Source organism: Novosphingobium sp. THN1 (assembly GCF_003454795.1).
Lineage (GTDB): Bacteria > Pseudomonadota > Alphaproteobacteria > Sphingomonadales > Sphingomonadaceae > Novosphingobium.
This window is the reverse complement of record NZ_CP028348.1, coordinates 860381-885026: the sequence shown is the minus strand read 5'-3', so window position 1 is coordinate 885026 and position 24646 is coordinate 860381. Positions and strand designations below refer to the sequence as shown.

Below are 24646 nucleotides of genomic sequence, written 5' to 3'. Positions count from 1 at the left end.
CGCTTGCCGACTTGCCCTCATGCCGGTCGGCGAAGGAACTTTCTGGTCAGAACTTCACGCCGGCGCGTACACCATAAGTGCGCGGATCGGCGAAAGTGACCGCACCGAACAGGCCGGTGGTAGCGCCAGTAACCACGAGGTTGTTCTCGAGGTTTTCAGCGAATGCAGCGAAGTAGAAGCGGTCTTGCGGCGCGTTGTATGTGACGGACACGTCAGTCTTCGTTGCCGCCGGCTGGTAGAAGTAAGCGAAGTTGGCGAGGTCGGTCACTTCATAGCGGCTGCGGGCCGCTGTCTGCGCGTCGAACACGATGCGCCCTTCGCCCACCGGCAGGACATAATTTGCGCCTGCCACCCAGCTCCACTTCGGGCTGCGATTCAGCGGACGACCCGCGAAGTTGACCGAGCGGCGAACGTTCGGCGTGACCGAAGTATCGTTGTAAGCAGGAGCATATTCGTCATAGCGAGCATCGAGCCAGTTCAGTGCCAGCCTGACGGTAAAGCGATCGGAAGGCTGAATCTGCGCGTCGAGTTCAACGCCATCAACCTTTGCCTTTGCGGCATTGGTCGTAACCTGGCAAGGGCCGCCGCAGATGTCGGACAACTGTGAAAGCTGCAGGCCGGCGTAGTCATAGTGGAAGATCGTGCCGTTGAGGCGGAATGCCGGGCTGAAGCGGAACTTGAAGCCCGCTTCGTAGGCGGTCAACGTTTCCGGATCATAGTAGAGCGCATTCGCGGGCAACTGACAGTTCTGCGGATTGGGCTGCCCGGCGGGCGGAGTCTCGCAGCCATCGTTGAAGCCACCGGCCTTGTAACCCGTGGATACGGACGCGAAGATGAGGCCGAGGGACGTGTCGTAATCAACGCCAGCGCGCCAGGTCACGCGGCTGAACGTGCGCTTGGCATCGTTGTTCTGGTTGATCTGGCGGCGAATGAAGTTGCCGATACTGTAGGACGTGCCGATGCGGTCGTAGAAGTCGACGACAGTGTTGCCCACGCGCGACTTGAGATCGTGCGAATAGCGCACGCCGCCGGTGATCTTGAGGTCAGGAGCGATTTCATAGGTGGCTTGCCCGAAGACCGATTTGTTTTCGGCAATGGTCGGGTCCTGCGGGAAGCCGAAGCGCGTGTTGGGACCGAGCAGGTTGTTCAGGAAGAAGGCGATGCCGGACTTTTCCTTGAAGTAATAGCCGCCGACCTGCGCCTGCAGCGGACCGTCGCCGCCATAGGCAAGGCGCACTTCCTGCGAGGTTTGCCAGTAAGAACCGGCAAAATCCGCCGAGAACGCACCATTGGCCGCGTTGCTGAATTCGCGGCGTTCCGATTCACGGTAAGAACCGAGGTAGGTGAGTGTGACGTTGCCCATCGTGTAGTTGAGCTCGCCCATCACGCCTTTTTCCTCGTTGTCGCGGAAGGCCTGCTGGGCCTGCGTGCGGCTCAGCGTGCGGGCCACGTCGGGGTCAGCGCCAAGATAGGTTGGGGCGCTGAAATTCTGGCGACCGCCGCTGGTGATGTTGCTGTAGAACTGGGTGGTAGGCACGCCGTTGGTCGGGTTGCCCTTGACCTTGCTGTAATCGCCGACGAGCAGGAGGCTGAGGTCCGGCGTTGGCTTGAACAGGGCTGACAGGCGGACCGACTTGTTATCCTTGAACTTGTTGAGCGTTACACCGTCGTTCGGCGCGCCATCGATGAGATAGCTGTCACGCTGGTCGATGTTTGCGGCCACGCGAAAAGCAATCGTTTCGCCAGCCGGTATGTTGACCACGGCAGTGCCATTGAGGGCGTTGAAATTGCCGTACGAAACGTCGGCGCGTGCGCCAAATTCGAACTTGGGCTGGACCGTCAGAATGTTGACGACGCCAGCTGTCGAGTTGCGGCCATAGAGCGTGCCCTGCGGACCACGGAGGACTTCGACGCGCTCGATGTCGAAGAACGAGACTTCCTGCGCCTGCGGACGCGCCAGATACACGCCGTTGACCATGAATGCCGCCGAGGGATCGCCCTTCTCGGTGCCGTCGGTGCTGGTCACGCCGCGAATGGTGATCTGCAGGCCGTTGCCGCGCACGATCGACAGGTTGGGCACGCTTTCTTCAAGCTGGGTCGGGTTGGTGATGCCTGAAGCGATGAGGTCGTCACCTCCGACAGCAGTCATTGCGATTGGGGTCTTTGACAGCAGCGACGACGTGCGGTTCGCAGTGACGACGATGTCACCGTCCGCAGGCGCTTCGCTCGCATCCTGAGCGTAAACGGACGTGGCCGCCAAAGACAGTGCCGATGCCAGGCACGCGAATTGCAGTTTTCTCATCGTAATCCTCCCTCTTGAAACCTGCACCCTTATCGACAGCGCTGTCAGCAGAGGTGGCGCCAGAGCCGACATTTCGTCCGAGCGGCTTGGTTCCGGCATCCCTCTCTGCCGCTGCAATGTATGCGCGCGGTCGTTATGCCCTTTGCCTTGCATACTTGGTCTGACAGCGCAAGCCAAAATTATCGGCGTATCGACTGGCCTTTTTGAGGGGTGGGCGGTCAGCCTTGTGCGTCGCGCCCTGTAAACAGGCGAGCGTATCCTTCGAGCGCGTTCGAGGCATTGAACATATGCGCGCGCATCAATTTCGAGGCTTCCTCACCATCTCCTCGCATTACGGCCTCGACCAGTTCGCCATGTTCGTGCCGGGACCGGGCGGGTCGCCCACCCTGGCGTAACTGAGCCCGACGAAAGGCCGCCATCCGCTCCCGAAGGAGTTTCGCCTGCTCCACGATGAAGGCGTTGTGCGTCCCCTCGTATATTGCATCGTGAAACCGCCAGTTTAGCCGATCGTACTCGTCCACGTCGCCATTCTCCACCAGAATGGCGGATTCTTCGTGGATTTTCCGCAGTGCACTCCGTTCAAGCGGGGTCATCCGCCATGCGGCAAGCCGCACGCACAGCGCTTCGATCTCGGCCGAAAGCTCGAACATCTCGAACACCCGCTCCGCCGTCATCGCGGCCACGACAGCGCCGCGCCGCGGCCGCATTTCGACCAGTCCCTCGGCGGCAAGTTGGCGCAGGGCCTCCCGGACCGGCGTGCGCGACGCGCCGAAGCGGTCTCCGAGCTGCTGCTCGTCAAGTTGCGTGCCGGGCGCCAGCATGCCGCTTGTGATCTCGTCCGCAAGTGCGAGGCGGATGCGTTCTGAACGGAGCATTCCGGAGGCGTGTTCGTTCTCGGAAATCATATTGATGCATGCCCGATAGTGTGATTATTGGCTTCTTGCATACACACACTCCGGAAACAACCAGTTCCCCGAGTTCTTCTCAAGGACATGTCAACTTGCCGCACGGTGCCCCGCACGACATCCTCAGCCTGTTTCTGGACCATTGCGAATCTCGACCGGACGCCCCCTTCCTGATTGGTCCGGATGGTGCCGAGTTAAGCTACCGCGGCGCCGCATTTCGCGCTGCGCAGATTGCCGATGCATTTCGCGCGCAGGGCGTGAAGCCGGGTGACCGGGTGGCGGTCCAGATCGAGAAATCGCAGATGGCGTTGCTCACCTGGCTGGCCGCGCTGCATGTGGGAGCAGTCTATCTGCCACTCAACACTGCGTATACGATCGGCGAACTGCGCTACTTCCTCGGGGATGCGCGTCCAGCGCTTGTTCTTTGCCGCACTGCAGACGAACCGGCCATGTCCGAACTATGCAGCGAACTTGGCGTGCCTGCGCTGCTGACGCTCGACGCCGAAGGCACCGGCGGAACGCTGGTCGAAGCGGCGGCGGGCGCACCTGTGGTTACCGCGCGTCACATTCCGCGAGCAGACGACCTCGCTGCAATCCTTTATACGTCCGGCACAACCGGGCGCAGCAAGGGTGCCATGCTGAGCCATGCCAACCTTGCCACCAACGCGCTGACTCTGCGCGATTACTGGCGCTTTACCAGCGCTGACAGATTGCTTCATGCCCTGCCAATTTTCCATACGCACGGGCTGTTCGTGGCAACCAACGTCACCATCGCGGCGGGCTCGGCGATCATCTTCCTGCCGCGATTTGATGCCGATGAACTCGTCAGGCTGATGCCGAGGGCAAGCGTGCTTATGGGGGTGCCGACGTTCTTTTCGCGGTTGCTGGGCCATGCCGGTTTCACGCGCGAGCTTGCCAGCCATATGCGCCTGTTCATTTCGGGTTCTGCGCCTCTTTCCGCAGAGGTTCACAAGGACTTCGCTGCGCTTACCGGGCAAGCGATCCTGGAACGCTATGGCATGACCGAAACCAACATGAACACTTCCAACCCCTACGACGGCCAGCGCAAGCCGGGGAGCGTCGGGTACCCGTTGCCGGGCGTCAGCTTGCGCATCGCCCAGCCCGAAAGCGGAGGCGCATTGCCGCAGGGCGAAATTGGCGTAATCGAGGTCAAGGGTCCCAACGTCTTTCGCGGCTATTGGCAAATGCCGGAGAAGACGGCCGAGGAATTCCGTAACGATGGCTACTTCATCACCGGCGACCTCGGCTACATCGACTCGGAAGGCTATGTGCACATCGTGGGCCGCGCCAAGGATCTGATCATCGCGGGCGGCTTCAATATCTACCCGGCGGAAGTCGAAGCCGCTCTGGACGAGATCCCCGGGATTGCCGAAAGTGCGGTGATCGGCGTGCCCCATGTCGATATGGGCGAGGCCGTGGTCGCGGTGGTCAAGGCGAGCGATCCGGCGCTTGATGCCGATGCGGTGATTGCTGCACTGGCCGATAGGCTGGCCCGCTTCAAGCAGCCACGCGCGGTCGTGTTTGTCGATGAACTGCCACGCAATACCATGGGCAAGGTGCAGAAGGCACTGCTAAGACAGGAACATGTCGCACTCTTCGCCAACTAGCGCGAGCGTGCGGGAGGGGAAGAGACGATGTTGATCCTGTCGATCGCGATTCTGGTCGCGATCTTCGTGGCGGCAGTGTGGTTGCCGGTGAACATGGGGCTGATCGGCTTTGCCGCTGCCTTGGCGCTGGGCGTGTTCGGTGCCGGACTTCCGGTGAAAGAGGTGCTGGCGGGCTTTCCGGCTGACCTGTTCCTGACCCTGCTCGGCATCACTTATCTGTTCGGAATCGCCAGCCGGAATGGCGCGATAGACTGGCTTGTGGCGCGCGCAGCCGGCATGCTCGGCGGCCATACTGCGCTGTTGCCGCTGCTGGTGTTCCTCGTTGCCGGCGTGCTGACAGCGCTTGGCGCGGTCGGGCCGGCTGCGGTTGCCATTGTCGCTCCGATCGCCATGCGCTTTTCGCGCAGCCACGGCTTTTCACCGCTTATGATGGGCCTGCTCGTCGTCCATGGCGCTCAGGCAGGAAGCTTCTCGCCCATCTCGATCTATGGCGGCATCGCCGCAAAGGTGCTCACCGGCAGCGGGATCGAGCCTGATCCGCAGTATTTGTTCATCGCCAGCGCGGCCTTCAATGCCGCCATCGCCCTCATGGTCTGGCTGTTCTATGCCCGGCGCGAGGCGGTGGCAGGCACGAACCATGAGGGCGATGTCGATGTGCCAGCGCTTGATCGTGACGGGGCCTGGACGCTAGTCGGCCTACTGGCCCTCGCCATCGGCGCACTGCTGTTCAAGGTCGAGATCGGCTTCATGGCGCTCATGGTCATCCTCGCGCTCGCGATGGTTGCCCCGAGCACGCAGCAGGGCGCGCTCAAACAGGTTGACTGGTCCACTATCCTGCTGATTTCGGGAATTGTGATTTACGTGACCCTGCTTGACCGTCTCGGCACGCTCGATGCGATCAGCGTCATGATCGGACAGGTCGGATCAGCCAGCCTTGCTGTTCTCCTGCTGTGCTATCTTGCGGGAGTGGTCTCGGCCTTTGCGTCGTCTACAGCACTGCTGGGGGTCATCATTCCGCTCAGCCTGCCCATTCTGGCGGGCGGGCACATTACCGTGATGCCCGTTGTTGCAGCTATCTGCATTGCCAACACTATTGTCGACACTTCTCCCTTTTCTACGAATGGCGCGCTGATCGTCGGGAACGCATCCGAAGAGGATCGCCCTGCCATTCTGCGCAAGCTGTTGGTCTATGCAGCGATCGTCGTCGGCGTCGGACCACTATTGGCGTGGGCCGCCTTCGTCGGGCTGCCGGGGCTTTGAACACTCCGGACTCCTGTCTTACCGCGTCTTCCGAGCCACCAGATGATTCCATCCGGTTCGAAAACGCTCTAGCCAAACCGGAAACTGGTCACGGCAAGGCCACCGAAGAAGTCGTCCTGATGAAACTGGACGCTGCAAGAATCTACCTCGGCCGATCCGGCGATGACCATAAGCGGTAGCAGGTGCTCAGGCCGCGGATGAGCCTGCATGGCTGCAGGCGCATCCATCCACCGCTCCAGCGCTCTTGCTCCCTGATTGCCCTCGAAGCCCACAAGGCTTTCGCGCAACCAGCGATCGAAGGCATGTGACGCCGCTCTCCCCTGCGCTCCGAAAGCGCGCAGGTTGTGATATGACAGACCGGACCCCAGCACGAGCACCCCCTCTTCGCGCAGGGGGGCAAGGATGCGGCCCATCGCGATGTGTTCGGCAGCGTCAAAGCTGGTGAGGACCGAAAGCTGGACAATCGGAATGTCAGCCTCGGGCCGGATAGGCTGCATCATCGAAAAGGTGCCATGGTCAAAGCCCCGCTCGCCGTCCTCGCGACAGTCCATGCCGCCCGCCAGAAGCAGATCCTGCACCCGCGCCGCCAGTTCCGGGCTGCCCGGCGCGGCATAGCGGATGTGGTATGTGTGCTCTGGAAAGCCGTAGTAATCGTAGAGCATCGGCGGTGCGGCGCTGGTCGAGACGTGCGGCACCGCCTCTTCCCAATGTGCCGAGACGACGAGAATTGCCTTGGGCATGGCGCCGAGCGAGGGAATAATGGCCTGAAGCGAAGCCTCAAGCTGATCATAGCCCCGGCGCATAGGGCCATCCATCCACGGCCAAGGTCCACCGCCATGGTTGAGGAAGAAGGTCGGCAGACGTTCAGTCGTTTCGGTCAAGGCTCGTTCCCGGGGTGGTCTGGCCGTTCAGATGGGCCTTTCCGTAACGTCCGGCAAGACTGTCAAAGCTTTACCACGCGCATTCTGGGCACGACATTGTCGGCCGCGTTGAACCAGCGCCACAGGCCGGTGCCTGATCGGTGCCCAGCTAGATCGACCCAGTTGCCAAAGCCTGGATCGCGCTCGGCACAGACCACCACGACGCTGCCGTCCGCCTCCAGCCTGGCCATCGAATTGTTGAGCCACACCTTCTGGTGCACGTGATCGAGCGATTCCATCCACCAGTTGTCGATCTGGACGTTCCACATCCGGCAATCGGGCACGGGAGTTTCGATCACCAGCGCCTCGCCCGGCTGCAGGTCGAAGTAGAAGTGGCCGTACCAGATATTGGGATCGCCGCCCGCCTTCCAGAAGATCTCCTGCGGCGCATCGTAGAACTGGTTGGGATGCGCCTTGAACCATTCCGACCAGTTGGCGAAGGTATTGGCCGTGCCCCGCGCCCATGCGGCAGAGGCCATGAGTTGCTGTTCGATCAATTCGGGCGTGAGCAGCGCGGGCGCTGTCGGACCATCACTGATCCGCTCCACCTTGATGTTGGCAGGGGTCTGCGTCTGCTTGTCGTCAAAGGTCTGGCGCACGATCAGCAAGGTGGTGTCGTCTGCCATCGGCAGCCAGTTGCCCGGCTGCGGATCGCGGCTGACCACGATCTCGAAGGTGCCGTCAGGCCCGAACTCCATCTGCGCGAATTCGATCTCGCCAGTCGAAGCCATCGTCCCGTCGATGGCATAGCGGTTGGCCTTGCTGCCGATCGAGAAGTAGGGGACCGTATTGCGCTTGCCGGTGATGCGATAGGTACGATCGCCCCGCACCACGCACTGCTGGTAGAGGTTGTCGGGGTTGTCGGCGCCGATCTTGATCTTGTCGTCGCACAACAGGAACAGGCGCGGAAAATCCGGGTCCGCGCTGTCGACCAGCATGTTGAGCGCGGTGCGCGCCAGACGGCTGAGATACCGCAGACCCTCGGCTTGATCGAGTGCGCTGGTCGGGCTCGACGGACGTGCCAGAACCTCCCCCGCCTCGGCCAGTTCGCTGCAGAACCTGCGCCAGACGTGGCTCAGATTGCTGGCTTGGGCGGAAAGGTCTGTCATGCTGTCATCCTGCCAGTTGTCCGCCGTCCACAGTGAAGAGCGATCCGGTGATCTTGCGCGCCTTGTCGCTGGCAAGGAACGCGAACATTTCCGCGATGTCTTCCGGCGCGCACGAGCCATCGAGCAACTTGGGCGCGTTGCGCATCATCAGCGCCCAGTCCACGCCTTCGGGCGGAGGCGTGTTCTCGGTCATTGGCGTGATCACGTGCCCGGGGCAGATCGCATTGATGCGCACACCCGCGGACGCGTATTCGATTGCGAGGCCCTTGGTGATCGCTGCCACCGCGTGCTTTGAGGCCGAATAGGCCGCATTGTAGGGCTGGCCCTGCAGCGCTGCGGTCGACGCGGTGTTTACGATGTTGCCCTTCGACTTGAGCAGATGCGGCATCGCCGCCTGGCAAATCACGAAAACGCTGGTGGCGTTGACGTGCATTAGCAGGTCGAAGTCCTCGGCAGCGAAGGTTTCGGAGCGCCCCCACTTCAGCAGTCCGGCGATGTTGCAGACGATGTCGAGCCCGTCGCGTGCGGCAGTGTCCACCAGCGCGCGGCATGAGGCATAGTCTGTAGCGTCATAGGCTTGCACCACCGGCGCAGTGTGGCCAGCGGCGGCAATCATCCCTGCCGTGTCCTCAAGCCCGGCAATGTTGCGGTCACCGATGGTGAGCGATGCACCCTCGGCGGCGAAGCGGATGGCCGTGGCGCGACCTATGCCTGAGGCCGCGCCTGTCACCAGCGCCTTTTTCCCGGCGAAGAGCATCAGAACTTCACTCCCAGCGTCAGGCCGTAAGTGCGCGGATCGGGGAAGTATCCGACTGTGAGGCCGCCGAAACCCGGGCCGAAGTCGATGAAGTTGGAGGGATCCCTCTCCTTGGTCAGGTTCTTGACCCAAAGCGCCAGTTCGGCCTTCGCCCCACCCAGCGGCACTTCCGAAACCGCGGCGCGCAGATTGACGATCGTGCGGCCCTTCGAGCGGGTGTTGTTGGCGTTCTGCGCCGAGGCATTCGGCGTCACCAGTGCATAGGGGAAGGTGTAATAGCCGGAGACGTAATTGATATCGCCATTGACGTTCAAACGGCCCCAGTCTCCCTGCGCCACGCGAAGATCGACGCCGGCGGCTGCCGTGGTCTTGGGTGTGTGTGGGAAGGCGCGGTTGTTGGCGACGTTGGTGTCAACGCCGTTCACGGCCTCGATGTAGCTCTTGTACTTGGGATCGAGGAAAGCGAGCGATCCATTGATCGTCAGCACGTCGACCGGGCGGATCACTGTTTCGATCTCGAGGCCACGGATGCGTGCGGCCGCCGCGTTCTTGACGACGGATGCAGCCGCGCCATTTGCCGTGAACACCGAAAGCTGGATGTCCTTGTGCTCGTCCCAGAAGCCGGCGACGTTGAAGATCACCTTGCCGTCGGCCAGCTTGGTCTTGATGCCGACTTCGTAGCTGTCGACCGTTTCCGGGCGATAGGGATTGCACAGTTCGATCGCGCCGGTGGGGCAGGCTGCGGTCGGCGCGCGGAAATCGTTGGTCTCGCCGTTGAAGCCGCCTGACTTGAACCCTTGTGCGAAGCGAGCGTAAAGGTTGATGTTCTCGTTAGCCTGATAGGCCAGCGTGATTGCCGGATTGAACCTGTTGAAGGTGGCATCAGGGACGCCGCCATAGGGGATGTTTGCCACCACGGTCGGCGCGAAAATGTTGTTCGCTGCGTCGAAGTTCACCCGCAGGAAGCGGCGCACGTCCTTCTTCTCGTGCGTGTAGCGGCCGCCCAGGGTCAGCTTGAGGGCATCAGTGATGTCGTAATCGACCTGCGCGAACACGGCGAACGCCTCGGTGTTCGATCCGTAGTCGGACTGGTAGGACGCACCGCCGCCGAAGAAGCTTTGCGGCCCAAGCGTTTCGGCCTTTTCCTTGTAATAGAATACGCCCGCCACGTACTTGAGTTTGTCACTCAGCGTCTGTCCGGACACCTGCAGTTCCTGGCTCCAGCTGTGGAAGCTGGTATCACGCTGGGTCAGCGCCACCGGCAGGGGCGAACCATCGAGGTCAAGCGAGTCTGCCCACTTGAGGTTGCGATAAGCGGTGATCGACTTGACCGTCGCTCCGCCGAGATCGAGCGCAAGGGTCAGCGCGTGACCGTAAGTGCGCGAACGTTCGTATAGCGGATTGGCATCGAGCGACGCGGTCGATTGGCGGTCGGCCCGGTCATAGAGGTTCAGCGGGAAGAACGCGCCGCCGAAGGCATAGCCTGGTGAGTTGGGATCGAAGATGTCCTCGGGCCGGCCATTGCGGTTGACGCGGACAAGCTGCGCATAGTCCGGGCGCTGGTCGAACTTCGAATAGTCGAACATGTAGTCGGCGGTGAAGTTGCTGCCTTCAGGCTTGAAGCGCAGCTGGACCATGCCGCTCTTGCCGTCGAGATCGTTGGTGCGGCCCGTCCGTGCCGGGCCAGCGGCAACCGCCTGCGGATAAGGGTTGGGCGTCAGCCTGATGAAGCCGTCACGCTTCTGGATTTGGCCCGAAAGCTTGAGCGAGAACGGCCCCATTGCCGGAAGGTCGATGACGGCGCGGCCCTTCCAGTAGTCGTAGTTTCCATAGGTCAGCTCGCCCTTGACCCCCAGTTCGCCGCTCGGCGCCTTGGGCACGAGATTGACGGCACCGGCCAGCGCGTTGCGGCCATAAAGCGTGCCCTGCGGACCGCGCAGGATTTCGACGCGCTCCAGGTCGGCAACGTCGAAGATCGAGCCTTGCGCCTTGGCGATGTAAACGCCGCCCAGGTAGAGGCCGACGGCAGGTTCCCAGGTCACGGCCGGGTTGATCGTCACCGAGCCGCGGATGGCGATCTGCGAAATCGTCTTGTTCGATGGCGCACGTTCGAACTTCACGTTCGGCGCGATCGAGCCGAGGCTATCGATCGAGGTGATCCCGCGCGTCTCGAGAAACTGGCTGCTCACCGCCGAGATGGCGATCGGCACGTTCTGGATGTTCTCGGCCCGCTTCTGCGCAGTGACGACGATCTCGCCGATACCCGAGGTATTTTCGGCAGAAGTGTCTTGCGCGGAATCCTGCGGCAAATCTTGCGCGAATGCCGGTGCTGCAACAAAGGCGAGCGAGCTCAATGCCGTAGCGGCGAGCAGTTTCCTCACGATGTCCTCTCCCTCTCCAGGATACTTTCCGATGCGCTTTCGCGCAATCAATTCGGACTTAAGCTACGCATATGCAGCGAGGATAGCAACTGCAAACTCATTATATCGGATGAATGCGTCGCATTGCATGGAGAGTGTTGCGCAAAGCCCGCATCTTTGCATTGCCGGCTTATCCCCGGTGAATGCGCGAGGACGCGCCGCGCCACGCAGCGGCAGTTCCGTCTTCATCGAGAAGGGCAGGCACGCCAGTGCCGCGTCAGCATGGCGCGGCACTGGCGTGGACTTGCGCGTTACTTCAATCCGTAGCGCGCGTAATCCTGCACCAGACCGGGCGTGACCTTGCGGAAGTAGGCAAGGTCGGCCTTCGCTTCGGGCTTGCCCATGGCATTGCCGATCCACGCCCTGAGATAGAGCGACGCCAGTTGCGACGGCGAGATCTTCAGAGCGGATTCGACGTCGGCCAGCGCGTTCTGCAGATTGCCTTGCGCCACCCAGGCCAGTGCCCGGCTGTCCAGCACCGCGGCAGCATTGGATGCGCGCTCTACCGCCTGGTTGCACACCTCGATCGTGCGGTCGGGATCCACCCGGAAGCGCGCCCGATACCAGCACGCCGCATTGAGCAGCGACGTGTCTCCCGGCTTTTCCTCGATCAGCGCGTCGACCTCTTTCAGACCATCGGCACCCTTCCCTGCATAGGCAAGGATGTCTGCACGGGTCAGGACGACGCCGGTATGTTCGTCACCCATGTCGTCGTATTCGGTCAACAGGGCCAGGGCTTCGTCGGTCTTGCCTTCACGCCCAAGCGCCCCTGCCAGCGAGATGGCATTGGACACCGACGGCGCCAGCTTCAATGCCTCGCGGTGATCCGCGATCGCATCGGTCCAACGCCCCATCTGCCGGTTGGTGAAGGCCCGCCTGCCAAAGGTCCAGGCATCGGGCGTCATCGCAATGACCTTGTCCCAATCGGACAGCGCGCCCGCCAGATCATAAACCGATTCCCGCAGATCGGCGCGGCGCGCCAGGGGGTCGCTTTGTGCATCCCCGGTTTCCCGCGCCAGCGCCTTTTCATAGGCCGCCTCAATCGGCGCAATGCGCGCCTTGAGCGAAGGCTGCTGATAACGCCATGCGCGTGCTGCGGTGGTGGGGGCAACAAGGAAGGGGACCGTGTTGCGCAGGCGCAGTGCCTTTGCCTTCTCGACAGGGATTTCCGCCGCAGGCAGTTCACCACCAAGCGACGCGCGCTCTTCGCTGACGCTGAAGCGCTGGCCTTCGAGCGCGCCCTTGCGGGTAACGGTCGTGCCAGCGAATGTTGCCTCGTAGTCGGCTTTCCCGCCCAACTTGAAGCCCGGCTCGTCAGCCGGAAGCAGAACTTCCATTTCCTCGCGCACCCGTTCGGCGCGGCCAAGGTTCACTGGAATCGCTTTCCAGTTTGCCCGGCTGCGGTCGTAATCGAACGCGGCGCTGGCACTGCCCAGGCCACGCATATCCATGCGCTTGGTGCCGTCACGGTCCTGAAACAGGGAAACGACCATGCCTTCGATCGTTACGGTCGCCGTTCCGGTTTCGCTGTCAAACGCGGTTGTTCCTCCGGTGATGATGCCGCCATCATCGGTCAGATCCTTGAAGATCGAATCCCCGATGGATTTGATCATCTGCTTTTTCTGTTCTTCGCTGGCCTGTCCGAACGCCGCACCAAGGTTGCTGCCCAGCATCCCGGCGAAAGTGGACGTCGCCGAGATCAGTGCCGGCATCTCAACCCCGGCGCGCTGATCGATCGTCAGCTTGACCGAAGCCATCGCAGCTTGGGGCACGCGCGGTTCCATCGCCATGAGCGGCGCGCCTTCCGCCCGGATCGGCAGCGCATGACGGAACGGCGGGACGTCGGCCAGCGTCTGCAGCCGCGTGCCGGTTGCCGTGCCGTCGAGCCAATAGGTCGTCCCGGCGATTTCGGCCCGCACGATGACATGATCGAATGCCGCCGGCATCGGCAGTGAATCCGGCACGGCATCGCCGGTCTGGCTGTTCACGGCGACGACCTCGGCCTTGATGCCCAAGGCTTCCAGCAACGACAGCAGCAGCAGGGATTTGGCCTTGCAATCGCCGTAGCGCGAAGTCCAGGTCAGCGACGGGGCCTGTGGCACGTAGTTCCCGCCCGCCATGCCGTTCAGCAGGTAACTCACCTGATCCTGCACCAGCCGCGTGGCCAAGGCAGCGCGGGTCAGCGGGTCAGGGCTCTGCTTCTCGATCTTCGCCACTTCTGCTGCGAGCGGGCTTCCCGCAGCGATCGCGTCCTTCGTGGAATAGAGCGGTGCGAACACCCTCGAGACTTCTTCCCAGCTGCCGAACGTGGTGGCTTCCAGCGTGGGCGTCCGGGAAAAGCGCGATGGCGCGCCTTGCGGCATTTCCTCGCGCTTTGCCAAGGGCAGCGCAACGTTCACAGTGTGCCAGCCGTCCTTGATGCTCTCGGTTGGACTGCCCGCCGAAGGGCCTGCCTGCCATTTTACGGCAAGTCCTTCGGGCCAGGAGACGCTGGTGCGCGCAAAACCAGCCTCCAATGGCAGGGTCAACAGTCCGCTGTCGATCTGCACTTTCCCCTGCAGCGCCTTGTCGCGCATGGTCTGGCTGTAGGCAATGCGCAGCACGTCCCCGACTTGCAGGCCGGGAATGGCGAGGGTCGCGGTCAGCATGCCGTCGATCTGGCGCTGTTCCAGCCCGCGTTCGCGCCGCAACACCTGATAGCGCGCGCCGCCCTTGAGCACGTCAACCACCTTGCCCGCACGCAGGATCTCGACGCGGTGGACCGTCAGATCGCCCTTGTCAGGCATCCAAACGGCAGAACTCGTGCCGCTCTGCGTCAGCGATTCCGGGCTACCCAGCTTGAAGGCCTGGTCAACATAGACCCGCAGCGTTTCGCCCTCGATCCGCTGTTGCACGTCCAGCAGAGCGATCGGGGTGCTTGCTGCGGTGTCAATCCTTGCCGAATCGCGCACGTCGGCCCATTTGGGAGCAGGGCCGTAGAGGACATTGTCTCCAGCAAGTGCCGGAGCAGTAGTGGCAAGAAGACCGACAACGAACAGCGCGAATCTATTGCGCACGCAAACCCCCTGAAATTGAGGGGATTACCTGCCTTCTATTTGTAACGCTGGCAATTGCCGTTCAAGCCGGCTGCACAGCCTTTATGCGCGATAGCACCATTTCGGCATGTTCCTTCCGGCAGATCAGCAGGTCGGGCATGTAGGTGTCGGCCTGGTTGTAAACCAGCGAACTACCGTCGATGCGGCTGCAATGCAGGCCGTGCGCCAGCGCCACCGCAACCGGCGCACAGCTATCCCATTCAAACTGACCGCCGGAGTGGAGGTAGATGTCGGCATCGCCCAAGATCACGGCCATCGCCTTGGCCCCGGCGCTGCCCATCGGCACAAGTTCGGCCCCGATCGCTTCGGCCACGGCCACTGCTTCATGCGCCGGGCGCGTGCGGCTGACGACCATGCGCAGACGCTCGGGCGCCGGGGGAATCTGGCGCGGTTGATCGGTGCGCAGCACAATGCCGGCGCCGGGCAGTGCCACCGCGCCAATCGTTGCCACACCGTCGATAGCCAGGCCGACATGGACCGCCCAGTCAGTTCGCGCCTCGCCATATTCGCGCGTGCCATCGACCGGGTCGACGATCCAAGTGCGCGAGAACTGCAGCCGGTCGAGATTGTCCTTTTCCTCTTCCGAAAGCAGGCCGTCTTCCGGCCGCTGTTCGCGCAAGGCGTGAACGAGGAACTGGTTGGCCGTGGCGTCACCCGCCTTGCCCAGCTGCTTGAGGCTCAGCATACCGCTTTCGCGCACCGTCAGCAGCAGCTTGCCCGCCACTTCAGCAAGATGGGCGGCAAGTTCGGCATCGGTCATCGCAGGCGCAGCGGTCACGGCATCGGTCATTCGGAGAGGCTCCCTCAGGCTCGGCTTGCAATTCAGACCATCGCCCGTAAACCAAAGCTCCCATATGGGAGGAAACGGTGGCCTTTACGCATACGGATCAGCAGGAGCTTTTCCTGCCGCTTGTCGAAGGTGTGCACCAGACGCCGCCGTGGGGTGCCTTCATGCGCAACCTCGTCGCGCGCACCTATGCCCGCCGCGCGTTTCTCATCATTACCCTGGCTAATGCCATGCCGTCGCAGGAACCCACTGTCATCCACGTTACTGCGCCGCGCGCTGTGCGCGAACCGCAGCTCGACTTCCGCCGCATCAACGCACTAGGCCTGCACCCATATGGTCAACTGCGGCCAGGCCGCGTCTACGCCATCGACGAGATGTTGGATTTCGACAACCCCACGCGCCTTGCCCTGCAGCGCGGCGCGCTGGCGGAAATGGGCATCCGCTATGGCCGCTGGCTCCGCGTGAGCGCGGGCGGCGCGGCCGACGCCTGGCTGCTGCTGGTGCGCGAGCGTGAGGATTTCAGCTCTGCTGCCGTATCGACCCTTGCGGCGATCGGCCCACACCTTGCCGCCTCGCTGCGCACGCTTGCCGCGCTTGCCGAACAGCGCCTGCAGACCGCGATGGCACAAGCCGCCCTCGCCCGGCTTGGCGCGGGTCAGCTCGCTTTCGATGCCGGGGGCGGGTCATGGCAACCGACCCGCAAGCGGAGCGGATACTGACTTTCGCCCCTGCCCCGGATCCCCGCGGCGGACGCCGGCTGCAGCTTCTGCCCGCTGCTGCCGGCGCGCTTGAAAAGGCCTGCAGCGCAATCGCCGAAGGTAGCATCGAAGCGACCGCGGTCCTGCTCGATTCGGCGCGTGACCTGCACATGCTCCTGCGCAAATGCGACCTTGTCCTGCCCGAACCGCACGCCCGCCCCGCCGTGATCGGAACGCTGCGTCTGGCCGTGCGTGAAGACGAGCGCGCGGGGACCCGCATCCTGCGCGAATTACACGGACTTTCGGACCGGGAAGCCGCGCTTGCCGAGAAGCTGAGCCGTGGCGAGACGATCATTGAAGCAGGGCGTGCCCTGCGCCTGACCGACGAGACCGCACGGAACTATTCCAAGCGCATCTATGCCAAGACGGGTACGCGCGGACAGGGTGACCTTGTTCGCGAGGTGCTCGGCGGCCTGACCCCCTTCGCCTGAAAGCGCCCGAACCAATGACGGAAGTTCCTGATCTATCCGCCCGCCTCACCGCTCTTGAAGATCGCGAAGCTGTGCGTGAGCTTATTGCGCGATATGGGCCACTTGCAGATTGTGGCGATGCCCGTGCCCTTGCCGAACTGTGGACCGAGGACGGCGAATATGTCGTCACCGGTTTTGCCACGGCCAGAGGACACTCGGAGATCGCCGCACTGATCGATGGCCCGGTCCACCGCCAGCTCATGGCCGATGGCTGCGCGCACATCCTTGGCCCTGCTGTTGTCACTGTCGCAGGCGATGCCGCCACTGCGCGCTGTCATTCGTTGGTGCTGCGCCACGAAGCGGGCAGCTTTGTCGTCCACCGTGTTTCGGCCAACCGCTGGACTTTCCGGCGCACTCCACAAGGCTGGCGTGCGGTGCGCCGCGAAAACGCCCTGCTCGATGGCGCGGAAGCAGCGCGCGCGCTCCTGCAGGGCGTGTAGGTTCACCCCCGCGCGATACCGGAATCAACGCGCCGCTCAGGTTCCGCGCTTCGGGCGATGCTAGGAAGACGATCACCTTGGCGAGAGATGCAGGCTGCACCCACTGCGAGAAGTCGGCATCGGGCATGTCGGCCCGGTTGGTCGGCGTGTCGATGATGCTCGGCAGTACGGCATTGACCGTGCAGTCAGTGCCGGCGAGCTCAGCAGCAAGACTCTCGGTCAGCTTGTGAACGGCTTGCTTGGAGGCGGCATAAGCCCCCATCCCGCTGCCCGCCACCAGCGCGCTGCCCGCACCGATATTGACGATCGCCGCGCCCGGCGTCGCTGTAAGCGTCGGCAGCGCGGCCTTGGTCATAGTCACGCAGGTCGTCGCGTTCATTGCGAACATTTTCGCCCAGGTTTCCGGTCCGCCATCGGCGAGCGTCTGCCACACGAAACCGCCCGCCACATTGACCAGCACGTCAATGCCGCCCAAGGTCGCCTTGACCTGCTCTACCGCTGTCGCTGCAGCTGCGGCATCGGTCAGGTCCACCCCGCCGATGTCGAGCCCGCCGGGGTTTGCATCGGCCGCCGCAGTCGTGAAATCGATCCGCGCCACCTTGTCGCCATTATCGCGGAACGCCTGCGCCACCGCGCGCCCCAGCACGCCGAAACCCCCTGTAACGATTACCGAACGCATCGTGTCAAAAACTCCTTCAGGGCCGTTGCGAATGGCGTATGCCACCGTCGACCACTATCTCAGTCGCCGTAATGTAGCTTGCTTCATCAGACAGGAGGAAGCGGATCGTCATTGCGATTTCTTCCGGCTTGCCGAACCTGCCGAGGAATATGCGCGGTCCGTAAAGCTGCGCCATCCCATCCCTCATCTCGCCAAGGATCGGCGTGTCGATCATGCCGGGGCTGAGCGCGTTGATGCGGATGCCATCGTGTGCAAGCTCGTCCGCCATGGATCGCACCAGCGATATGACCGCACCCTTGGCCGCCGTGTAGATCGGGATCATCCCGTTGCCAAACCATGCGTTGATCGAGGATATCGCCACCACCGCACCACCCGGATGCTCCTTCAGGTCATCGCGGAAGGCCTGCACCAGTTCGATCACCGCGCGCACGTGGAGGGCCATTCCAGCGTCGAAGTTTTCGGGCGTGACTCCGCCGATCCCGGTTTGCAACGCCGTGCCTGCCCGTGGACGATACCGCCAATGCTGCCAAGCGAAGCACGCGTCTCGGCTGCGGCAGGGGCAACCGCTTGCGGATTGCGCAAGTCTACTGCCTGCCCCACAGCCGCCACGCCATATCGCGCGGCGATGTCGGCCGCCGCAGCTTTTGCGCCATCGGCATTGATGTCCCATAGCGCCACCGGTCGTCCCACTTCGGCCAGCGCATGGGCCGCGGCCAGGCCGATGCCCGATGCCCCACCGCTAATCACCACGCCCGTCCCTGGTGCGCCCAGCCGCTCGTCACTCACGCTCATGCCGATTCCTTGCTTGATGGATTTGTAGCGAGACACACCGTGTCAAACCCCAGAACATGTGCCACGCGGCCAAGGCCGACCCAAGCCGCCACGCAATGTGCCAGATCGACGATCTCGCTATCGCTGAAGACCTCGTGCATCCCGGTCCAGAAATCCTCGTCAGCGGCCAGCCCTTGCGGATCCGTGCCGAAGCGCTCGGCAAAGGCGATGGCGAGCCGTTCCCGCACGGAAAACAGCCCGGATTCCCGCCAGTTCTCGACCGCCGCATAGAATGCCTCGTCAGGCGCCGGGCCATTTGCCGTTACCAGTCGCTCGGGTGTCTCGCCGCCCACCGAAAACGTGCGCTCGGCATCGCGGGCTGCGCGGAAGTCCTGGCAGATCATGCAGCCGTTGATCTGCGCCGTGCGCATTCGCGCCGCCTCGAATTCGCGCATCGAAAGGCGTGTCTCGCGATAGACCGCAGAGGAAAATCCGGCAGCCGCAGCCATGATTTCGCGCGCATGGGTTCGCGCAGCAAAGCCATACGGATCGCCAGCCACCTCAGTGGGCACGGAAATGCGCAACATCGGCAGACACTCCTCAGTTATCAGGAATTTCGGGCACGGCGGCCATCGGCGGCACGTTGTGCGACCAGCCCATGTCCTCGTGGCGTTCGGCAATTCGCCAGCCATCGGGCGTGCGGACAAGCCTGTCACGATACCACAAGCCGATGAAGAAGACCTGCTCCTCGCCAGCAGTGTTGCGATGAACCATCGGATTGAACAGGATTGTGCGCGCTCTGGCTTCGTCGCCGTCAAGGTCAAGCTTGGTCGTTGCCACCATGTGCTGGAACATCGGGAAACGCTCAAGCGCCACCGGCAACCACGCCTTGATCTGCGCAAGGGTCCCCGCGGCGCCCCCGGTTTCGGAATAGTCGATGCGCGCATCAGGCGTGAATACGCCGTCAAGCGCGTCCCAATCGCGTTCGTCGATCGCGAAGCAATAGCGCGCGAAGAGATCCTGGATTTCAAGCCTGTCCGAGATTTCCTGAAGCGACATCATAGCGCTTTCCTCTCTGCCCCATGCCAGGCTGCGAATCATGCGCAACAGCCCTATTATTGATCTTTACCGTCACACTTATCGCAGAACTTGTCCAAATTTTTTACGCAAGTTGGCTTGAAGTCATGAGGATAGCGGTTGCCGCTGCTCTGGCTGGTGCGGCAAGAATCATCAGGATAGTCGCCTGCGACGAAACTGACACCCCGGAGCATACCCCCGCAGATCGCAGCCGTGCACCGGCAGCAGGTGAACGCCGCTAGTCCTTCACGTGTAACGAGCCGAAATTTTATCAAGATCAAAAGCTGATATGCTTTTTGATTGACGATTTGCGTATCTGTTGCGATATCTTTTTACGAATGCATTGCCACGTCAAGCATTGCGTGAGTCGAAAGTCGTACCGGAGGAGAGGCCGCTCATGGCCAGCGCAGCTGCAATTTCGCTCGAAAGCTCGATCCCGTCGGGCGAAGAGCTCGTCGCCCGGGCAAGGGCCATGATCCCCGCCTTGCGCCAACGCGCGGCTGAATGCGTCGCCGGGCGCGACGTTCCGGCAAAATCCATTGCCGAATTCCACGAAGCCGGTTTCTTCCGCATCCTCCAGCCCAAGCGCTGGGGCGGCTACGAAATGCACCCCAACGTGTTCTACGACGTGCAGAGGGCGCTTGCCGAAGGCTGCATGTCCACCGGCTGGATGTACGGCGTGGTCGGCTGCCATCCTTACGAAATCGCGCTGTTCCACGAAGAGGCGCAGGCCGAAGTCTGGGGCGAGGATAGCTCGACGCTGGTCTCGTCGTCCTACCAGCCCGTTGGCAAGGTCACCCCGGTCGAGGGTGGCTATCGCCTGTCGGGCCGCTGGAGCTTCTCCACCGGATCGGTCCACTGCCAGTGGGTCGTACTGGGCGCGATGGTCCCGCCGCGCGAGGCAGGCGGCGCGCCGGACATGCGCGCATTCCTGCTGCCGCGTGCGGACTATACCATCGATACTGACACCTGGCATGTCTTCGGCCTCCAGGGCACCGGCAGCCATGACGTGATCGTCGACGACGTGTTCGTGCCCGAACACCGCACGCACCGCTCGATCGACGGCTTCCTCTGCGCCAATCCGGGGCAAGAGACCAACCCGGCCCGCTCTACACCCTGCCCTGGGCGCAGGTGTTCATGCGCTCGGTCTCGACCGCGGCCTTCGGCGGCGCGCGCGCGGCAATCAACGCCGCTGTCGAGATCGCGCAGAGCCGCGTCTCGACCAATACCGGCAAGGCATCAAAGGACGATCCCTTCATGAACGCGGCCATCGCCCGCGCCCACGCCGAGGTCACCGAGATGGAGCAGACCCTGCGCCTCACCTTCGAGGACCTCATGGCCCATGCCGAGCGCGGCGAGTCCATCCCGATGGAGAAGCGCACGTTCTACGCCTACAATTCGGCGAGCGTGGTGCGGCGCATGGCAGATCTGGTCGATGACATGGTCAAGCTGCTCGGCGGCAGGGCGATCTACATGTCGAGCCCGATCCTGCAGCCGTGGCTCGATCTCCACGCAGGCCGCGCCCACGTCGCCAACGATCCGGCCAACCGCACTGCCGATCTCGTCGGCGGCATGCTCGGCCGCGAACCTTCCTTCACCTTCCTTTGAGCGAGCGCGCCCATGGCTGATCTCAAGACCGCCAGCCACTGCGTTACCGGTGGCTACGACATCGTCATTGCCGAAGCGGGCGATCCTTCCGCGCCTGCGGTCGTCTTCCTGCACGGCAGCGGCCCCGGCGCATCGGGCGCATCCAACTTCCGCCAGAACATCGATGCCTTTGTCGATGCCGGCTATCGTGTGATCCTGCCCGACCTGATCGGCTACGGCGGCTCGTCGAAGCCGGAAGGACTCGACTACACGCTGCAGCTGTTCACCGACACGGTCTACGAGGCACTCGTCGCGCATGGCGTGACCAGCGCGAGCCTCGTTGGCAATTCGCTCGGTGGCGGCATTGCCCTGTCGATGACGCTCGACCACCCCGGTTTTACCCGCAACCTCGTGCTGATGGCGCCCGGCTGCGTGGCCGAGCGCGAGGCCTACTTCGTCATGCCCGGCATCACCAAGATGGTCTCCAGCTTCGGCGGTCCGGACTTCGACCTGGCCGAACAGAAGCGCCTCGTCTCGAACCTCGTCCACCCTGATTTTGCGCCGAACATTCCCGACGCATTGGTGGAAGAGCGTTTCGCCGTCGCCCGCACCCAGCCCAAGGACGTGCTCGTGCGGATGCGCACGCCCGACCTTTCGCCACGCCTGCCCGAGATCACCCAGCCGGTCTTCGTGCTGTGGGGCCTCAACGACGAGTTCTGCCCGGAAGCGCACTCGCGCCTGTTCCTCGATCACTGCCCCGATGTCCGCGCCATTACCTTCGGGCGTACCGGCCATTGGGTGCAGGTCGAACGCGCCGCCGAATTCAACGCCTATGCCATCGAGTTCCTCAATGCCCGTCGATAAGATCCAGCACTATGGCGCAGCGCTTTACGACGCACTGCGCGCCCGCAAGACCATCGCCCCGCTTATCGAGCAGGACCCCTCGCTGACGATCGATGACGCCTATGCAATCAACCTCGATTTCCTGTCGCGCCGCGTCGCCGATGGCGAGAAGGTCGTCGGCAAGAAGATCGGCGTGACCAGCAAAGCCGTGCAGGACATGCTCGGCGTGCACCAGCCAGACTTCGGTTTCTTGACCGACTGGATGCATGTCGAAGGCGATATCGACGTCGACGCCAAGGCGCTCATCGCCCCGCGCGCCGAGGCCGAGATCGCGTTCATCCTCAAGAGCAGCCTCAACGGCCCCGGCATCACCGCCGCCGACGTTCTCGCCGCGACCGAGAGCATCGCACCCTGCTTCGAGATCGTCGACAGCCGCATCGACGACTGGAAGATCAAGATCGTCGACACCGTCTCCGACAACGCCTCCTGCGGCGTCTACGTGATCGGCAAGGAACGTCTCGATCCCGCAGGGTTTGACCTGCCGAACCTCCACGTCGCCGTCACCAAGAACGGCGCGCCCCTGTCCGAAGGCTATGGCCATGCCGTGCAGGGCGATCCGGCGCAGGCGGTGGCCTGGCTCGCCAACACCCTCGGCGCCTATGGCGTGACGCTCGATGCGGGCGACGTGATCTTGTCAGGTTCGCTCGTCCCGCTCGCGCCCGCCGTGAAGGGCGACCGCTTCGAAATGACGCTCAGCAACGATGCAGGGCCGCTCGGCACCTGCGTCGCCAACTTCGTTTGAGGAACACTCCATGGCACGCGTGAAGGCCGCGATCATCGGCTCGGGCAATATCGGCACCGACCTGATGATGAAGATGATCAAGTACCCGCAGAACATGGAGCTGGCTATCGTCGTCGGCATCGACGAGAAGTCGGAGGGCCTTGCCATGGCGCGCGAGCATGGCATCGCCACGACGCACGAAGGCCTCGATGGCCTGCGCAAGCATCCGCTCTACAAGGACATCGGCATCGCCTTCGATGCGACCAGCGCCTACGCCCACAAGGTCCACGACGAGGCCCTGCGCGCCGACGGCATTCAGGTTGTCGACCTTACCCCCGCCGCAATCGGTCCGTTCACCGTGCCGCCGGTCAACATGGGCCAGCACCTCGATCAGCCCAACGTCAACATGGTGACCTGCGGCGGTCAGGCAACGATCCCGATGGTCGCCGCCGTTGCCCGCGTGTCTGAAAAGCTCCACTATGCCGAGATCGTCGCCTCGGTCTCCTCGCGCTCGGCCGGCCCCGGCACCCGCGCCAACATCGACGAGTTCACCCGCACCACCGCCCGCGCCATCGAGCAGGTCGGCGGCGCGACCAAGGGCAAGGCGATCATCATCCTCAACCCCGCCGAGCCGCCGATGATCATGCGCGATACCGTGTTCACCCTGTCCGAGGGCGGTGACGAGGACGCTATCCGCCGTTCGGTGGCAGACATGGTAGCCGAAGTGCAGAAGTACGTCCCCGGCTACCGCCTCAAGCAGGAAGTCCAGTTCGAGCGTTTCGGTGACAACAACAGGCTGAAGATCCCCGGCCAGGGCGATTTTACCGGCATCAAGTCGATGATTATGCTCGAAGTCGAAGGCGCGGGCGACTATCTGCCCAGCTATTCCGGCAACCTCGACATCATGACCGCCGCCGCCAAGGCCACCGGTGAACTGCTCGCCGCGCGCCGCATGGCCGCTGCTGCTGCCTGAAGGAGACCGGACGATGACTGCAACCTTCAACGTCGAACGCGGCGACAAGCTCTACATCCAGGACGTGACCCTGCGTGACGGCATGCACGCCGTGCGCCACATGTACGGCATCGACCACGTCCGCGCGATTGCCGCGGCCATCGAGAAGTCGGGCGTCGATGCCATCGAGGTCGCCCATGGTGACGGCCTTTCCGGCGCCAGCTTCAACTACGGCTTCGGCGCGCACACCGATTGGGAATGGCTGGAAGCCGTGGCCGACGTGCTCGACAAGTGCGTGCTGACCACGCTGATCCTGCCCGGCGTGGGCACCGTCGAGGAACTGCGCCGCGCCTATGACATCGGCGTCCGCTCGGTCCGCGTCGCCACGCACTGCACCGAGGCTGACGTATCGAAGCAGCACATCGGCATCGCCCGCGATCTTGGCATGGACGTCTCGGGCTTCCTGATGATGAGCCACATGATCGAGCCCGACGCCCTCGCCCAGCAGGCGCTCCTGATGGAAAGCTACGGCGCACAGTGCGTCTATGTGACGGACAGCGGCGGCGCGCTCGACATGGACGGCGTGCGCACGCGCTTTGAAGCCTATGACCGCGTGCTGAAGCCCGAAACCGAGCGCGGCATGCACGCCCACCACAACCTCGGCCTCGGCGTCGCCAACTCGATCGTCGCCGCGCAGTGTGGCGCGGTGCGCATCGACGCTTCGCTCACCGGCATGGGCGCGGGCGCGGGCAATGCCCCGCTCGAAGTCTTCATCGCCGCGGCTGACCGCAAGGGCTGGAACCACGGCTGCGACGTGATGATGCTGATGGACGCCGCCGAAGATCTCGTGCGCCCGCTGCAGGACCGCCCGGTCCGCGTCGACCGCGAGACGTTGGCATTGGGCTATGCCGGGGTCTACTCCAGCTTCCTGCGCCATGCCGAGAAGGCCGCCGAGACCTACGGCCTCGATACCCGCGCGATCCTCGTCGAACTCGGCCGCCGCAAGATGGTCGGCGGGCAGGAAGACATGATCGTCGACGTCGCGCTGGACATGCTGAAAGCGCAAGCCTGACCTGAAAAACAAACGGCGAGAGGGCGATAAGGC

General features: G+C 63.1%; 21 protein-coding genes and 2 pseudogenes. 11 read left to right on the top strand and 12 right to left on the bottom strand.

The features are described 5' to 3' along the window. Positions 1-46 precede the first annotated feature (46 nt). Positions 47-2302 (bottom strand): TonB-dependent receptor, encoded by a 2256-nt coding sequence (locus C7W88_RS21050; protein WP_118075445.1) that lies wholly within the window; start codon positions 2300-2302, stop codon positions 47-49. 218 nt (positions 2303-2520) lie between these two features. Then, positions 2521-3207, bottom strand: a complete 687-nt coding sequence (locus C7W88_RS21045) for a GntR family transcriptional regulator (protein WP_118075443.1) — start codon at positions 3205-3207, stop codon at positions 2521-2523. Positions 3208-3302: 95 nt separating this feature from the next. On the opposite strand from C7W88_RS21045, the gene C7W88_RS21040 reads away from it, so the two are divergent. Next, positions 3303-4835 carry a malonyl-CoA synthase gene (locus C7W88_RS21040; protein ID WP_370073261.1) on the top strand — a complete coding sequence of 511 codons (1533 nt, stop codon included), beginning with the start codon at positions 3303-3305 and terminating at the stop codon, positions 4833-4835. A gap of 27 nt (positions 4836-4862) precedes the next feature. Further along, positions 4863-6095, top strand: a complete 1233-nt coding sequence (locus C7W88_RS21035; protein WP_118075440.1) for an SLC13 family permease — start codon at positions 4863-4865, stop codon at positions 6093-6095. A gap of 68 nt (positions 6096-6163) precedes the next feature. On the opposite strand, the gene C7W88_RS21030 is transcribed toward C7W88_RS21035, so the two are convergent. The 6 genes from C7W88_RS21030 to C7W88_RS21005 all read right to left on the bottom strand — a co-directional run bounded on the left by C7W88_RS21030 (position 6164) and on the right by C7W88_RS21005 (position 15156). Then, positions 6164-6976: a class III extradiol ring-cleavage dioxygenase gene (locus tag C7W88_RS21030; RefSeq protein ID WP_370073260.1), complete on the bottom strand. Its 813-nt coding sequence runs from the start codon at positions 6974-6976 to the stop codon at positions 6164-6166. 62 nt (positions 6977-7038) lie between these two features. Further along, the gene (locus C7W88_RS21025) at positions 7039-8124 is read right to left on the bottom strand and encodes a DUF1214 domain-containing protein (RefSeq protein ID WP_118075436.1); all 1086 of its coding nucleotides are present in this window, start codon (positions 8122-8124) and stop codon (positions 7039-7041) included. A 4-nt stretch (positions 8125-8128) separates the two neighbouring features. Beyond that, positions 8129-8881 carry an SDR family NAD(P)-dependent oxidoreductase gene (locus tag C7W88_RS21020; RefSeq protein WP_118075435.1) on the bottom strand — a complete coding sequence of 251 codons (753 nt, stop codon included), beginning with the start codon at positions 8879-8881 and terminating at the stop codon, positions 8129-8131. Beyond that, positions 8881-11262 (bottom strand): TonB-dependent receptor, encoded by a 2382-nt coding sequence (locus C7W88_RS21015; protein ID WP_118076003.1) that lies wholly within the window; start codon positions 11260-11262, stop codon positions 8881-8883. Before C7W88_RS21015 ends, C7W88_RS21020 begins: the two co-directional genes overlap by 1 nt. A 290-nt stretch (positions 11263-11552) precedes the next feature. After that, a complete protein-coding gene (locus C7W88_RS21010) occupies positions 11553-14357 on the bottom strand; it encodes a DUF3857 domain-containing protein (RefSeq protein WP_118075433.1) in 2805 nt (934 codons plus the stop codon). A gap of 61 nt (positions 14358-14418) precedes the next feature. After that, positions 14419-15156, bottom strand: coding sequence for a 3'(2'),5'-bisphosphate nucleotidase CysQ (locus tag C7W88_RS21005; protein WP_118076001.1), 738 nt, complete (start codon positions 15154-15156; stop codon positions 14419-14421). A gap of 107 nt (positions 15157-15263) precedes the next feature. Here C7W88_RS21005 and C7W88_RS21000 point away from each other — a divergent pair, with 107 nt between their 5' ends. From C7W88_RS21000 to C7W88_RS20990, 3 genes are read left to right on the top strand one after another with little or no spacing between them, the layout of a single operon-like run. Beyond that, entirely contained in the window at positions 15264-15902 is a 639-nt protein-coding gene (locus C7W88_RS21000; RefSeq protein WP_118075431.1) for a hypothetical protein, read from the top strand. Beyond that, the gene (locus C7W88_RS20995) at positions 15869-16372 is read left to right on the top strand and encodes a hypothetical protein (RefSeq protein ID WP_118075429.1); all 504 of its coding nucleotides are present in this window, start codon (positions 15869-15871) and stop codon (positions 16370-16372) included. The genes C7W88_RS21000 and C7W88_RS20995 overlap by 34 nt, the downstream gene beginning before the upstream one ends. Positions 16373-16386: 14 nt before the next feature. Then, on the top strand, positions 16387-16851 hold the full coding sequence (locus tag C7W88_RS20990; RefSeq protein ID WP_118075427.1) for a nuclear transport factor 2 family protein: 465 nt from the start codon (positions 16387-16389) through the stop codon (positions 16849-16851). Between the two features lie 4 nt (positions 16852-16855). On the opposite strand, the pseudogene C7W88_RS20985 reads toward C7W88_RS20990, so the two are convergent. The 4 genes and pseudogenes from C7W88_RS20985 to C7W88_RS20970 form a co-directional block, all read right to left on the bottom strand. Next, positions 16856-17530 (bottom strand): annotated as a pseudogene (locus tag C7W88_RS20985) (SDR family NAD(P)-dependent oxidoreductase); the annotation flags it as partial. 16 nt (positions 17531-17546) lie between these two features. Further along, a pseudogene (locus C7W88_RS20980) lies at positions 17547-18322 on the bottom strand (SDR family NAD(P)-dependent oxidoreductase). Continuing rightward, positions 18319-18888 (bottom strand): carboxymuconolactone decarboxylase family protein, encoded by a 570-nt coding sequence (locus tag C7W88_RS20975; RefSeq protein ID WP_205525327.1) that lies wholly within the window; start codon positions 18886-18888, stop codon positions 18319-18321. Before C7W88_RS20975 ends, C7W88_RS20980 begins: the two are co-directional and overlap by 4 nt. Positions 18889-18901: 13 nt before the next feature. Then, a complete protein-coding gene (locus tag C7W88_RS20970) occupies positions 18902-19363 on the bottom strand; it encodes a nuclear transport factor 2 family protein (protein WP_118075425.1) in 462 nt (153 codons plus the stop codon). A 412-nt stretch (positions 19364-19775) separates the two neighbouring features. On the opposite strand from C7W88_RS20970, the gene C7W88_RS20965 reads away from it, so the two are divergent. The 6 genes from C7W88_RS20965 to dmpG are packed head-to-tail and all read left to right on the top strand — an operon-like array spanning position 19776 to position 24613. Continuing rightward, complete coding sequence (locus tag C7W88_RS20965) at positions 19776-20639, top strand: acyl-CoA dehydrogenase family protein (RefSeq protein WP_240345006.1); 864 nt, start codon at positions 19776-19778, stop codon at positions 20637-20639. Further along, positions 20561-20986 (top strand): hypothetical protein, encoded by a 426-nt coding sequence (locus C7W88_RS24145; RefSeq protein ID WP_240345144.1) that lies wholly within the window; start codon positions 20561-20563, stop codon positions 20984-20986. The genes C7W88_RS20965 and C7W88_RS24145 overlap by 79 nt, the downstream gene beginning before the upstream one ends. Positions 20987-20998: 12 nt before the next feature. Continuing rightward, on the top strand, positions 20999-21829 hold the full coding sequence (locus C7W88_RS20960; RefSeq protein WP_118075423.1) for an alpha/beta fold hydrolase: 831 nt from the start codon (positions 20999-21001) through the stop codon (positions 21827-21829). Next, entirely contained in the window at positions 21816-22610 is a 795-nt protein-coding gene (locus C7W88_RS20955) for a fumarylacetoacetate hydrolase family protein (RefSeq protein ID WP_118075421.1), read from the top strand. Before C7W88_RS20960 ends, C7W88_RS20955 begins: the two co-directional genes overlap by 14 nt. 10 nt (positions 22611-22620) lie before the next feature. Then, positions 22621-23562 (top strand): acetaldehyde dehydrogenase (acetylating), encoded by a 942-nt coding sequence (locus C7W88_RS20950; RefSeq protein ID WP_118075419.1) that lies wholly within the window; start codon positions 22621-22623, stop codon positions 23560-23562. Between the two features lie 13 nt (positions 23563-23575). Then, positions 23576-24613 carry a 4-hydroxy-2-oxovalerate aldolase gene (gene dmpG / locus C7W88_RS20945; RefSeq protein ID WP_118075997.1) on the top strand — a complete coding sequence of 346 codons (1038 nt, stop codon included), beginning with the start codon at positions 23576-23578 and terminating at the stop codon, positions 24611-24613. Positions 24614-24646: the final 33 nt, after the last annotated feature.

What these genes read in the sequence shown, in the direction of transcription:
- C7W88_RS21050 (WP_118075445.1), bottom strand. Translation starts at nt 2,302, where the DNA reads ATGAGAAAACTGCAATTCGCGTGCCTGGCATCGGCACTGTCTTTGGCG.
- C7W88_RS21045 (WP_118075443.1), bottom strand. Translation starts at nt 3,207, where the DNA reads ATGATTTCCGAGAACGAACACGCCTCCGGAATGCTCCGTTCAGAACGC.
- C7W88_RS21035 (WP_118075440.1), top strand. Translation starts at nt 4,863, where the DNA reads ATGTTGATCCTGTCGATCGCGATTCTGGTCGCGATCTTCGTGGCGGCA.
- C7W88_RS21025 (WP_118075436.1), bottom strand. Translation starts at nt 8,124, where the DNA reads ATGACAGACCTTTCCGCCCAAGCCAGCAATCTGAGCCACGTCTGGCGC.
- C7W88_RS21020 (WP_118075435.1), bottom strand. Translation starts at nt 8,881, where the DNA reads ATGCTCTTCGCCGGGAAAAAGGCGCTGGTGACAGGCGCGGCCTCAGGC.
- C7W88_RS21005 (WP_118076001.1), bottom strand. Translation starts at nt 15,156, where the DNA reads ATGACCGATGCCGAACTTGCCGCCCATCTTGCTGAAGTGGCGGGCAAG.
- C7W88_RS20995 (WP_118075429.1), top strand. Translation starts at nt 15,869, where the DNA reads ATGGCAACCGACCCGCAAGCGGAGCGGATACTGACTTTCGCCCCTGCC.
- C7W88_RS20990 (WP_118075427.1), top strand. Translation starts at nt 16,387, where the DNA reads ATGACGGAAGTTCCTGATCTATCCGCCCGCCTCACCGCTCTTGAAGAT.
- C7W88_RS20975 (WP_205525327.1), bottom strand. Translation starts at nt 18,888, where the DNA reads ATGTTGCGCATTTCCGTGCCCACTGAGGTGGCTGGCGATCCGTATGGC.
- C7W88_RS20970 (WP_118075425.1), bottom strand. Translation starts at nt 19,363, where the DNA reads ATGATGTCGCTTCAGGAAATCTCGGACAGGCTTGAAATCCAGGATCTC.
- C7W88_RS20965 (WP_240345006.1), top strand. Translation starts at nt 19,776, where the DNA reads ATGGCCAGCGCAGCTGCAATTTCGCTCGAAAGCTCGATCCCGTCGGGC.
- C7W88_RS20960 (WP_118075423.1), top strand. Translation starts at nt 20,999, where the DNA reads ATGGCTGATCTCAAGACCGCCAGCCACTGCGTTACCGGTGGCTACGAC.
- C7W88_RS20955 (WP_118075421.1), top strand. Translation starts at nt 21,816, where the DNA reads ATGCCCGTCGATAAGATCCAGCACTATGGCGCAGCGCTTTACGACGCA.
- C7W88_RS20950 (WP_118075419.1), top strand. Translation starts at nt 22,621, where the DNA reads ATGGCACGCGTGAAGGCCGCGATCATCGGCTCGGGCAATATCGGCACC.
- dmpG (WP_118075997.1), top strand. Translation starts at nt 23,576, where the DNA reads ATGACTGCAACCTTCAACGTCGAACGCGGCGACAAGCTCTACATCCAG.